Annotated in this window: 11 protein-coding genes; 3 read left to right on the forward strand and 8 right to left on the reverse strand. The window is 49.1% G+C overall.

Features of this window, described 5'->3' with window-relative positions; genetic code table 11:
• The 4 genes from WBV75_RS09905 to WBV75_RS09920 all read right to left on the reverse strand — a co-directional run.
• Nucleotides 1-986, reverse strand: a 986-nt coding sequence (locus WBV75_RS09905; RefSeq protein WP_424120459.1) for an efflux RND transporter permease subunit, incomplete at its 3' end; no start/stop codon positions are given.
• On the reverse strand, nucleotides 983-2,158 hold the full coding sequence (locus WBV75_RS09910) for an efflux RND transporter periplasmic adaptor subunit (protein ID WP_424120460.1): 1,176 nt from the start codon (nucleotides 2,156-2,158) through the stop codon (nucleotides 983-985). The genes WBV75_RS09910 and WBV75_RS09905, both read right to left, overlap by 4 nt.
• Before the next feature lie 39 nt (nucleotides 2,159-2,197).
• Nucleotides 2,198-3,550 carry a TolC family protein gene (locus WBV75_RS09915; RefSeq protein WP_424120461.1) on the reverse strand — a complete coding sequence of 451 codons (1,353 nt, stop codon included), beginning with the start codon at nucleotides 3,548-3,550 and terminating at the stop codon, nucleotides 2,198-2,200.
• Nucleotides 3,551-4,156 carry a TetR/AcrR family transcriptional regulator gene (locus tag WBV75_RS09920; RefSeq protein WP_424120462.1) on the reverse strand — a complete coding sequence of 202 codons (606 nt, stop codon included), beginning with the start codon at nucleotides 4,154-4,156 and terminating at the stop codon, nucleotides 3,551-3,553.
• A 139-nt stretch (nucleotides 4,157-4,295) separates the two neighbouring features.
• On the opposite strand from WBV75_RS09920, the gene WBV75_RS09925 reads away from it, so the two are divergent.
• Nucleotides 4,296-5,273 carry a polyprenyl synthetase family protein gene (locus WBV75_RS09925; RefSeq protein WP_424120463.1) on the forward strand — a complete coding sequence of 326 codons (978 nt, stop codon included), beginning with the start codon at nucleotides 4,296-4,298 and terminating at the stop codon, nucleotides 5,271-5,273.
• Here WBV75_RS09925 and WBV75_RS09930 read toward each other — a convergent pair.
• The 3 genes from WBV75_RS09930 to WBV75_RS09940 form a co-directional block, all read right to left on the reverse strand.
• Nucleotides 5,257-6,408 carry a lycopene cyclase family protein gene (locus tag WBV75_RS09930; protein WP_424120464.1) on the reverse strand — a complete coding sequence of 384 codons (1,152 nt, stop codon included), beginning with the start codon at nucleotides 6,406-6,408 and terminating at the stop codon, nucleotides 5,257-5,259. The genes WBV75_RS09925 and WBV75_RS09930 overlap by 17 nt on opposite strands.
• A 160-nt stretch (nucleotides 6,409-6,568) precedes the next feature.
• Nucleotides 6,569-7,072: a thioredoxin family protein gene (locus WBV75_RS09935; protein ID WP_424120465.1), complete on the reverse strand. Its 504-nt coding sequence runs from the start codon at nucleotides 7,070-7,072 to the stop codon at nucleotides 6,569-6,571.
• Between the two features lie 82 nt (nucleotides 7,073-7,154).
• Nucleotides 7,155-9,521 (reverse strand): TonB-dependent receptor, encoded by a 2,367-nt coding sequence (locus tag WBV75_RS09940; protein ID WP_424120466.1) that lies wholly within the window; start codon nucleotides 9,519-9,521, stop codon nucleotides 7,155-7,157.
• An 86-nt stretch (nucleotides 9,522-9,607) separates the two neighbouring features.
• Between WBV75_RS09940 and WBV75_RS09945 the strand changes: the two genes are divergently transcribed.
• Together WBV75_RS09945 and WBV75_RS09950 are read left to right on the forward strand one after the other, a co-directional pair.
• Nucleotides 9,608-10,267: a metal-dependent transcriptional regulator gene (locus tag WBV75_RS09945; protein ID WP_424120467.1), complete on the forward strand. Its 660-nt coding sequence runs from the start codon at nucleotides 9,608-9,610 to the stop codon at nucleotides 10,265-10,267.
• Nucleotides 10,264-11,082 carry a ZIP family metal transporter gene (locus tag WBV75_RS09950; protein ID WP_424120468.1) on the forward strand — a complete coding sequence of 273 codons (819 nt, stop codon included), beginning with the start codon at nucleotides 10,264-10,266 and terminating at the stop codon, nucleotides 11,080-11,082. The genes WBV75_RS09945 and WBV75_RS09950 overlap by 4 nt, the downstream gene beginning before the upstream one ends.
• 32 nt (nucleotides 11,083-11,114) lie before the next feature.
• On the opposite strand, the gene WBV75_RS09955 is transcribed toward WBV75_RS09950, so the two are convergent.
• Entirely contained in the window at nucleotides 11,115-11,633 is a 519-nt protein-coding gene (locus tag WBV75_RS09955) for a DinB family protein (RefSeq protein WP_424120469.1), read from the reverse strand.
• Nucleotides 11,634-11,708 lie beyond the last annotated feature (75 nt).

An 11,708-nucleotide genomic window follows, 5' to 3' on the forward strand; every position in this document is an offset into this window, starting at 1 on the left:
TCGGCAGGGAGGTACGACTGCTGTGCCTCTGCTACCAGGTTGCGGATTTCTTCCCCCGCAGAGATCGCGTTTTTGCCAGAGCGCTTTTTTACATCCAGCATCACGACACTTTCTCCCCGCTCCCGGGCAAAGGTCGTTTTGTCTTCTTCATGAAAACGCACGGTGGCGACGTCTTTCAGGTAAATCGCAGATCCATTTTCAGACTTGACCACGAAGTTTTCCAGATCTTCAGGGGAGTTAATTTCACCCACCACCCGGATAGTTCGCCTTTGGCCGGAAGTCTTTAAATTCCCAGCCGACATCGTCATATTCCCATTGGCAATAGCCCCCAGGATATCCTGAAAGCTTACTTTGGCGGCCATCATCTGGTAAATATCAACGGCTACTTCTACCTCTTTGTCCTGGGCCCCGCGGATATCAACTCCTTTTATTTCGGGGAGGTCTTCAATTTTATCTTCCAGGTACTCCGCGTATTCCTTGAGTTTGTCCACGGGGTAATCCCCTGTGATATTGACATTCATTATGGGGAAGGACTCGGAAAGGTTGAGGTCAAAAACATTGGGCTCAACCTTGGCATTGTTGAAAATAGGCCAGTCTTCCCCTGCTTTTTCACTATCGACCTCATCCTTAACCCTCTGTTTGGCATTTTCCACGGTGATGTCTTCATCGAACTCGACCACGATCATAGAATAATCCTCCTGGGACGTCGAGGTAATTTCCACCACGTTGCTCAGGTTCTTCAACCGATCCTCAAGGGGGTCGGTAAGGAGTCGTTCTACATCTTCAGCGGTATTCCCGGGGTAGGGTGTGCTGACATAGATTTTAGTTTCCTCTACTTCCGGAAAATCTTCCCGGGGCATGGCAAAATAAGCAGACACCCCCATCAGGAAAAAGATTGCGATCATGACATAGACCACCGACGGATTGTCTATGGCCCAGGACGACGGGCCAAATTCCTTATCTGCATTCTTTTTTTGTCTGCTCATATCTGCTCAATTATTTCAATTTTCTGCCCTTCCCGAACCCTTCGAGCTCCTTCAAGGATGATAAATTCTCCTGCTTCGATACCACTGATTACTTCAACCTGGTTGTTTTGGGAAAGCCCGGTTGTAATGACTCTTTTTTCAGCTTTGGCAAGTTTGTCCTCCCCGATTTCGGAAGCGATATAAACGTATTGCTGTCCCGCGGAGTTTTCGGAAATAACACCGGGAGGGACCAAGACGGCCTCAGAATTCGAATAGTCGTTGATTTTGACACGAACGGTCAGGTTGGGTTTGATTTGCCCTTTTGTGTTCGGCACGGAAATTTCGACCTTAAAGGTGCGGTTGGCCGGATTGATAAAATTACCGGTCTGCCGCACTTTGGAAATCATGCTGTCCCCCAAAACCGGGATGTACAATTCCACGCGCTTGCCTTCCGTTACCTCCCGGAGATAACTTTCGGGGACATCCACCTCTACATACATATCGGAAAGATTCACCAAGCGGATAATGGGCGTACCACCTGCGGGGTTTACCGTACTTCCCTCATCCACCAGTACATCATCTACGATCCCGCTAAAGGGGGCAGTAATGGTCGATTTTGCCAATTGCGCTTCGGCTTGTCTCACGGCCTGTACGGTGGCCTCGTAATTTGTTTTAGTCTGCAAATACTGGATTTCCGACCCGATATTTTGCTCCCACAACCGTTTTTGGCGTTCGTAAGTCGTTTCTGCCAGGGAAGCCTGGGTACGGAGCTGTTCCAGACCCGAAGCCATACCGCCGTCGTCTATTTTGGCCAGTATTTGTCCCTTTCGGACAGGTTGCCCCTCTTTCACGTAAACCTTTACAAGGGTCCCTGCCATTTCGGGATAAAGGAGAATATTCTGTTTAGTCTGCACATTTCCCTGTAAGTCCAGATAGTGTTCAAAGGCTGTGGTCTTCAATTCAAGGGTGCTCACAAGGGGCACATTCCTGAGGGTTTCGCTGGATTGGATGGCTGAATCCAATCGCCTGAGCGAGGTGGCAAGCACTCTTTGTTCTTTGTTGAGCGCTTGCTGTTTTTCTTTGATTTCTTCCAGGTTTCCACCTGCTATGACATCGTCAACTGAGGTAGTGGACCCACCACCGCAAGCGGCGAGGATCAGGGTTAGAAGGGCAAAGGGTATAGATTTATTCATGGCTGAATGATTAGTGTTACTGGGAGGTATAAATTTTAATTATTCTATTGTCAAATAAGGGTTCAGGATATTCTCCAGGGCGGTCTTTTTATTGATCACCTCAATCATGGCGTTCAGGTATTCCCCCTGGGCGGTATATAACTGAGACTGGGCCTGGCGCAGGTCAAAACTCGACGCGATACCTTCTGAATATTTAATTTCATTTTTCTTTTCGATGCGCTCGGCCAGGGAGAGATTCTCCTTACTGGTCTTGTACGATTCGATCGATAAGATATAATCACTTTTTGCCCTGTCGTGTTGTAATTTCAACATTTGCTCCGTCTCTTCCAGTTGGGTTTTTGCTTTTTCAAGTGCAATTTTTGCACGTTGGGTGGAAGCACTCCTTTTGAGGGAACTGAATATGGGGATATTCAGGTCGAAACCCAGTATGGATGAGGTGAAATCCTGGGCATCGGTACCGATGACCGTAATAGGATCCCCAAACCCGGTGTAGCCGTAATTGATAAAGGCATTCAGGGTAGGCAGGGCCTTACTCCGGGCGAGCTTCCATTCAAAATAGCGTTGTTCATTGAGGTTCATAACCAGTTTGTAGTCGGTGTTGTTCTCAAGGTTGAATTCCTGCTCGATCAAGCCCGGTTGTGTTTCCTGGTACACCAATTCGTCCAGGCTCTGGGTGAGGGTGGTAGGATGTTCTAAGGGAAGCCCCATGACTACATTGAGCATTTGCAGGGTAATCGTTTCCAATCGTTCATTGCTGTTCAGGGCATTTTTGAGGGTGGCCAAAGTAATCTGCAGTTGTTCCACATTTTCCTCTTCCCCCAGGCCATTTTCATAGAGCTTTTCCGTCTCGTAAAGGTTCTTCTCAACTGCAGCAATATTGCGGTTGAGGATGTCGGTACTCTCCTGGGCAAGAAGAACGTTCCCATATGATTCTACAACGGACTTACGTACTTCCTGGTCTGTCTTCTCTTTGTTATTCTCACTGTAACTCAGGAAGGCTTTGGTCGCCTGAAGGCCTACAATGTAAGAGCCATCAAAGATCTGCTGCCTTAGGGTTGCGGTGGCAGTCGTGCTCCTCGGCGGCCCAAAAACAATAGGGACAAAGGTTCCCGGTTCCCCGCCCGGAAGGAAGTCTCCTGGGATAAGTGAGATGGGTTGTTTCAGCTGGTCCTGATAGCTGACACTTCCATCGATTTGCGGAAGCCCGGTCGCAATGGTCTCCCATTTTTGTTTCTCGGCATCTACTAAATCCCTGCTGGCATTAATAGCGCTGTAATTGTTTTCCAGGGCGTATTGGATAGCCTCTTCCAATGTAAATTGTGTGGGGATATCCTGCGCGGGAGCAGTGAAAAAGATCAACGAGGCCAATACGAATAAAAGTTGATGTCGCATTTAATCCTGATTTGAGTTTATTACGGTTTTCAGTATGTTTCTTCCTTCCGAGGTAGTGATACCCCTGAGGTGATATTCGAGATAATCATCCATAAGGGGAAGTATTGCGAATTGTTGACGGGGGAAAATCGATTCATCCTTTAGGCTCGTCATCCCGGCAAAGTAGATACGGGTAACAAAATCCACATCGAGATTTCCCCTGTAGATGCCCTGTTCCACACCCTTTAAAATGTTGATTCGTACACAGTCCTTAAACAATTCGAATTGTTTTTTATGCAGTGTGCTGTAGATCTGGGGATAGTATTTTTTGAGTTGATATTGGGGGGAGGATTTTTCGTTTTTCAAATTCAGCAAGGCAAACCGTTTGATTTCGTAGAGTTCTTCGATAGGGTTTTTGTCCTCCTTGCAAATACAATCAATCCCGTCAGCAATTTTGTGGAATAACCCCAGGGTACACTCCCGTACGAGTTCCGTTTTATTGTTGAAATGCGAATAAATCGTTTTTTTTGAAATGCCCAACTGTTCGGCCAAATCGTCCATAGTCACACTCTTGAACCCAAGGTTCAGGAAGAGTTCGGTGGCAGTATGCAGTATTTTTGCTTTCACCCGGCTAAAATAGGATGGAAACTTTAAATACAAAAAAAGTTTCCTACGTTTTTACAATTTTTTAACAATTTGGGTACCTGGGCCTCTATTTTAGTCGGTTTTGCTATCACAGGACTCCTGATTGTCCTAATTTTGAAGCATGATTGAATCCATTGCCACCTATCGTCAGACTTTTTTGGATCATCTGGCGCAGATTGAGTTCCCGGAATCCCCCCGTGAATTGTATACCCCCATAGAGTACATCCTGGATATCGGGGGAAAGCGTATTCGTCCTGTACTGGTCCTGCTCAGTGCAGATCTCTATGGAGCTGAGCCAGAAGAAGCACTACCCGCTGCCGCAGCGGTGGAAATCTTTCACAACTTCACCCTGATCCACGATGATATTATGGATGCCGCGCCATTGAGGAGGGGGAAGGAAACCGTACACGAGAGATGGGATACCAATACGGCCATACTTTCCGGGGATGCCATGCTCATTGAAGCCTACCGTCAACTGGAGTTTTATTCCCCCGAGGTTTTTAAGCCCATGATGTCATTCTTTTCCAAAACAGCTTTGGAGGTATGCGAGGGGCAAAGGGATGACATGGATTTTGAAACCCTGGATCAGGTTGGTATTGATCAGTACCTGACGATGATTAAATACAAAACCGCTGTCCTGGTGGGTTGTGCCCTGAAAATGGGGGCTTTAATCGGTGGGGCATCCCACTCAGATCAACAGGCTCTCTATACTTTTGGCATCGGGTTGGGGCTTGCTTTTCAGTTGCAGGACGATTATCTGGATGTCTTTGGCGATCCGGAAACTTTCGGCAAACAAGTCGGGGGTGATATTATTGAAAATAAAAAAACCTTCCTGTATCTGAAGGCGCTGGAATTAGCCAGCGAGCAGGAGGCCCGTGAACTCCGGGACCTGTACTCCATCAAAACCCGGGATCCCCAGGCCAAGGTGCAACGCGTTACCCAGATTTTTAAATCCAGTGGTTCGGCCGACAGTGCCCGGGAGCTGATCCGGAACTATACGGACCAGGCCTTTGAACAATTGGAAAGTCTGGATCTTCCGGATAACCGCAAAGCCGTCCTGAGGGAGTTTGGGGATTGGCTGCTTAATAGGGACTTTTGACAAGGGCTTTCCAAAACGCACGAATAAACATTCCTTTTGGAGAGGCATTGATGATCTGGAAGTCTTCAGCAAGTGTTGTTTCTTCGTTGAGGAATTTAAGGATGAGTTCCGGGTTCAGACTGCGGAACATCATGGAAAAAACCTGATTTCCGGAAGCATTTTCCCGCGTCAATACATCGAGGAGCAGACGGTCGTAATGCCAGAATTTAAAGGGTTGTTTCAGCCTTGGGGAATCTCCTTTTTTAAGGGCATGCACCAATTTGGGTATCTGTTTCCGGGTGTTCCAGAAAGTATAACCCGTGCTCGGTTTGGCCCATCCCCCCGCGATTCCAATATGCGTGATATGGGCGCTGTTGGCCTGTGTGAAGTCATTTACAGTCATCGGGATACTGCCTTGCTCCGTTTCCAGAACCTCATACCCTTTATCCGTCAGATCCTTGGATATGTATGATTTAAGGGCGTCTTCGTATTCCTTATCCTCCAAAAGGGTTTCAGAAAACAGCGTATACTCCACCAGGGCCTCAGTAGGGCTGAAGGGCAGAATATACATAAAACGCGTGTTGCCCATCTGGGGGACTGAAAAGTCCATAAAAGTCGCGGTCCCCTGGTCAAAAACGGCTTCTTCCGTACGGATAAACCACCCGAGGAAATGTTGTTTTAATACCGGGTAAGGATGCATTAGGGATTTCGGACGCCGAAACATAACGCTACTCAATACCCTGGGGGCGCTGTAGGAACCCATTCCAGTGGTAACTATTGCGGCTGTTTCGGATTCCTCAAGGGATTCCACAGCCTCATAGCGGACCTCAATATTGGGATAGAGCTGAAGGCGGCGGTAGTATTCTTCGTAGAAATCCATTCCACGAAGCATTTTATAGCTGTAAGCTTCCATGGGAATGTTCCGCTCGAAATTCGGACCCCGGAAGCGAATCACATTCCATTTTTTATGAATCAACGCATCGAAAGGCCCACTGCCGGATTCCCAAAAACACCAGGTGCGGTCGTTTTCTTTTTGGTGTTGTTTTTCAAATAGCGCGATTCGTTTTTCTTTAAAAAAAGGATCGGATCCCAATGCATCTGCCAGCAGTAATCCGGAAGCGCCTCCGCCAATTATAATGTAGTCGTATTCGGTCATTCAAACTTGAGCTCCGGGCTAAATGTACAAATTCAAAGTGAGTAGGGGGCAGGGTTTCTCGTGTTGCATTATTCCGCTAAGGCATGCCCGTGTTTTTCATTAAAAGAGGATATTGATACAATCAAATGTAAAGGTGTGTACCCAATAATTTGTGGGCAACTTATTCTGAAAGGGAGTTTCGAAGGATTGTGCGCATGCTTTCGGGAGAGATGTATTCAAAATACCGGTTGCGGATTTGGAAGCTTTCATCAAAGAGCACCACTGCCGGAAGTGTAAAGGGCACTCCTTCCCTGGAGGCCAGCAATAAGGGGATTTCATGTACGGGATTCCGTTTGTTCCCCGCTTCCCGGTTTACGTATCGCACCCCTGAGAAATAAATGGTGTCCCGGGTTTCCACATTCATACGCACTGCGTAGAAATTGGAGTTCAGGGCAGCGACGACTTCCGGGTCCCGGAAAGCCGCGTCGTCCATTTTCCGGCAATAGGCGCACCAGTCTGCATAGAAATCCACAAGGACCCTTCGGGGTTCCGCAGCCAGGGCTTTTTCGAGTTGCTCAAAGGTCAGCCATTTCACATCCGATGACTGACACTGAGCCACAGGTGATGCCAGCAGGCAAAGGATGGGAAATAGAATCCCTAGGACGTTTTGAACTATGACGCTCACACTGGAGTTAAGCAAAAAAACCAATCTTAAACACATAGTCTGTTTAAATTAACCCTTTCCGCATCGGTTTGTCCGGGCCTTTTTAGTGCAACTTCCCAAACTTCAGCCCAAAGAAAAACGTCCTCGGGGCCGCAGGACCATAAATATAATCAGAATCCCGGGTCGGCCCTGAATCGAAATCGTCCTGGTAGCTGTTGAATATATTCCTGGCCCCGCCAAAAAAAGTAACCATAAAGTCCTCAGTAAAGTCGATATGGTATTCCAGTTTCAGGTTCAGGTCGAAGAATGCCTGCACCTGGTTGAGTTGCAGGAACCCTGTATCACTCACCACCCTCGGGACGGTCATGGGGCCTGTATAGGTCCCGGTCAGATCTATATTGAAGGTTTCACTTGGGATCCAGGCCGCATTCAGATACCCGTAAAGATCGGGGACACGAACAAATTCATCTATAAAAATATCCGATTCCCCCGGTGTCCCATCGGATTCAAATAAGAGCTGAGGCTCCTCATATTGGGTGCTTTGAAGGGTGCCGCCAAGTTGAAACTGCCACTTCGGATCCGGGGAAACCCCGAGTTCAAAGTTGGTTCCAAAGACCCGGGCCGGCGCCCCGTTGCGCACCTCTTCCAGGATGGAGCCATTCGGCAAAACCGCCCCAGTACTTACCAGCGTAAAAGGCCCTTCCAGGGCGGTATAGAACCCCTCGAGGAGAAAATCCATTTGTAACAGGCCCCTGGTACGGGTGTAGTTCAGGGAACCTGTAAAGGCATTAGAATACTCTGTCTGCAGGTCGTCGGACAAGATGACAAATTGGGGCTCCCCACCCACGCTGGAGATATGGAGGTCTTCATTAAAGGCCTGGGGAGCCCGGAAACCCCGTGCATACCCTCCCCTTAATCTAAGTTCCTTCAACAGTTGGTAGGAAAGGGTGATCCTGGGAGAGAATGCCGTCTGGTTCAGGTCTACCCCCCGGTTGATACCCCCTACGGAGTATTCCCCGTTGACGTTCACATGGTCCAGGCGGGCTCCGAACAGGCCAATGAATCGGTCGTTGGGTTTCCATTCATACTGGGCATACCCCCCCAGCGAATTGACGCTTTGATCGATAAGCCGAAGGTACCCGGGTATCTGATCTTCAGTAGCGGTTAGAGTGAATTCGACACCATAGGTCAGCACATCTGAATTGTCCAGTGTATGGGTGCCCTGTGCCCCACTGACCCACGCCAGGTCATCGGTATTTCCAAAGGCGTTGTTGGCCAGTGCGCTGTCCTGGGGTGTACGGGAACCGCCCAACCCCCCGTAGTAACTATCGCGCTGTGTGTAGGAGGCGGAAGTGTAAAACTGGTAAAGGGAGGTATGGTCCTTGTTTTTCAGCTCATAGTCCAATCCCCCGATAAAGGTATCGTGATCGAGTTCTTCGGTAATATCGGTAAACTGGGGTGCCAGATCCAACCGATCTCCCCCCCGCCGGTATTCGCGAATGGCGTTGAGGTTCATTGAAATCCGGCTGCGATCCGAGGGTCTTAGAAATGCCTTGGCCCCGATTGTCGTATTGCGTAGCTCTACGATTTCCGTAAATCCGTCATCATTGGCATCGTAAGGATCCCGATTGCGGTAGTTTCCGTAAAGCGTAAAACCGCTTTTTAAATCATCAGCCACGCTGGAAGTATTAAAGGTAAGTATTCGGTCGGGCTGCTGCCCGTCGATGAGGGCCATGGTTGTCCCGACTTCCCAGGTATTGAGGATGGGATCTTTTGTGATGATATTGACAGTGCCGGCCACGGCGTTGGAACCGTAAAGGGCCGAACCGCCGCTTCTCACGACTTCTACCCGCTCGATAGTGTTACTGGGAATCTGCTCCAATCCATATACCCCTAGGAGGGAAGAAAAGACCGGTCGGCTGTTCAGCAGGATCTGGGTATAACTCCCATCCAGCCCGTTGAGCCGGACCTGTGTAAAACCACAGTTCTGGCAATTGGTTTCAACGCGTACCCCCGGGGCAAAACTGAGGCCATCGGCTACGGAGATAGACTGGGTGGCGTTCAGCAGTCGGGGCCTTAAGGTAGAAACCACCACGGGGGTGCTCTTTCGCTCGACCCGGTTACGGGTAGCGCTGATGACCACTTCATCCAGGCCCAGGGCATCCTCTATAAGCTCAAAATCTAAAGATACCGACGCTGCCTGGACAAAAACTTCCCGGGTAAGGGTCCGGTATCCCTGAGCGCGTACCGTAATCGTCCATTTTCCCGGAGGGGCGGTTAATTTATAAGTCCCCGTTTCATCGGCCAGGACACCTTTAATTCCATCTCCCAAAAAGACAGCTGCAAAAGGAACGGGGTTCCCCTGGTCAGTGACCTTTCCGGAAACCACAGCCCCGGACTCCTGTGCCACAGCGATCAGGGGAGGCCAAAATAGCACTAAGAGGATAAATAAAAACCTGAGGCCAGACATTTTTGTTATATGAAAATAAAATTTAGACAAATCTAAAAATATGTTTTTGTAAATAAAAATGTAATTTTGGGGTATTATCGAAATTCATGACCAATTCTGAAGAGAATTATATCAAGGGGATCTTCCATTTAAGCCAGGGTGGGCAACATTCCATCACCACCTCGGCCCTGGCCGAAAAAATGGAAACCAAACCTTCTTCTGTGACCGATATGGTGAAGCGACTTTCGGAAAAAGGACTCTTGCACTATAAGAAGTACCAGGGGGTCCGGCTCACGAAAAAAGGTACGGAACACGCCCTGATGGTGATCCGCAAGCACCGGCTCTGGGAGGTTTTTTTAGTGGATAAATTAAACTTTGCCTGGGATGAGGTACACGAGGTGGCCGAACAACTCGAACATATCGAGAGTGAAATGCTCGTGGATCGGTTGGATGCCCTGTTGAATTTTCCTGAATTTGACCCCCATGGGGATCCCATCCCGGATAAAGAAGGCCGGTTTAAAACACGGGAAAAGAAGTTGCTCAGTGCTATGCCTGCGCAAAGCAGGGGTACATGTGTAGGCGTAAAAGACTCTTCTTCACAGTTCCTGAAATTCCTGGACAAACACCACATTGAACTGGGAAATACAATTGAAATATTAGAAAAAGAGAGCTTCGACCGTTCCATGCACATCCAGGTCGGGAAGCGAAAATTCCAAATATCCCACCAGATTGCCTCGAACCTTTACGTAAAACCACAACCAAAATGATTCAGACGGTTATAGAGTATTTCGAAACCATCAGCCCGATCCGGGCGGCATTATATGCTACCCTGTTCACCTGGGCCCTGACCGCAGCCGGTGCCGGACTCGTATTTTTCTTTAAAACCATGAACCGGGCTGTGCTCGATGGTATGCTCGGCTTTACCGGGGGGGTCATGGTGGCGGCCAGTTTCTGGAGCCTCCTGGCCCCTGGGATTGAAATGACCCCCGGGGAAGGCTTCCAGAAAGTGATTCCTGCGGCGGTCGGGTTTCTTTTAGGCGCCCTCTTTATTTTTGGCCTGGACAAGGTGCTTCCCCACTTGCATATCAACTTCAAGGAAAGCGAGGGGATCGCAACACCCTGGAGGCGGACCACCTTGCTCACCCTGGCCATAACGCTGCACAACATCCCGGAAGGCCTCGCGGTAGGTGTTCTCTTTGGGGGGGTAGCTGCGGGTTTTGAAGGGGCCTCCATCGGTGCGGCCGTAGCCCTTGCCCTGGGAATCGGGTTGCAAAATTTCCCGGAGGGATTTGCCGTAGCCATGCCACTCAGGCGCTTTGGGCTCAGCCGGAGGAAAAGTTTTATGTATGGCCAGGCATCTGCCATAGTCGAACCTTTGGCCGGGGTACTGGGGGCCTGGGCCGTATTGACTTTTCAGCCCATCCTTCCCTATGCCCTCTCCTTTGCGGCCGGGGCCATGATCTTTGTGGTGGTTGAAGAAGTTATCCCGGAAACCCAGCAGGATAAATACACAGACATTGCCACGATGGGCTTTATCCTGGGTTTTATCATCATGATGGCCCTTGATGTAGGTCTTAGCTAAACCTGTAAGGGACTTTTCAGTCGCTTTTTCGCCTACTGGGGTTGACTCCAGGGAGGTACGACACCATTGGAACGGGCATAGGCGATCAATTGCCCTTTATGTTCCCCGGTGTGTTCCAATACAACCAAAAGGGCCGAAAGGCGGTTCATCTTTGCGAATCCCAGGTCTACCTCTTCATTGAGGCTTCCCGGGTCTATATCCATCATCTTTTCCCGTACGAAGGCCGTGGATTGGTTATAGGCCTTGAGAATATTTTCCCGCCCCGTTATGGCTTCCATAGTCATAATGTCTACGCCTTCCGGGGGTGGAAAACCGAGTTTCATGGCCAGGTAGTAATTCGAAGCGGCTACGTGCAAAATGGTTTCACCTGTGGAGCGAATACCCGGAGCAGGCCTCCAGTCCATTTGAGAATCGTCAAAGGCGTTGGCTAAAGCCACAATCTGCCCCTGGGCCATTTGCAACAAACCGTCAATGCTTTTTTGGGTCATGTCGTCCTGGGCACTTGCGGTAAGGCCCACACACATGAGTAACAGGAATCCAATTTTTTTCATGAGAGTTGATTTAGTTATAAGCGCTGATTACGGGGGGAATGCTTTAAAGATACTTATAATCCCTCAGGATATACC

Source organism: Robiginitalea sp. (assembly GCF_049588695.1).
Classification (GTDB): Bacteria; Bacteroidota; Bacteroidia; order Flavobacteriales; family Flavobacteriaceae; genus Robiginitalea.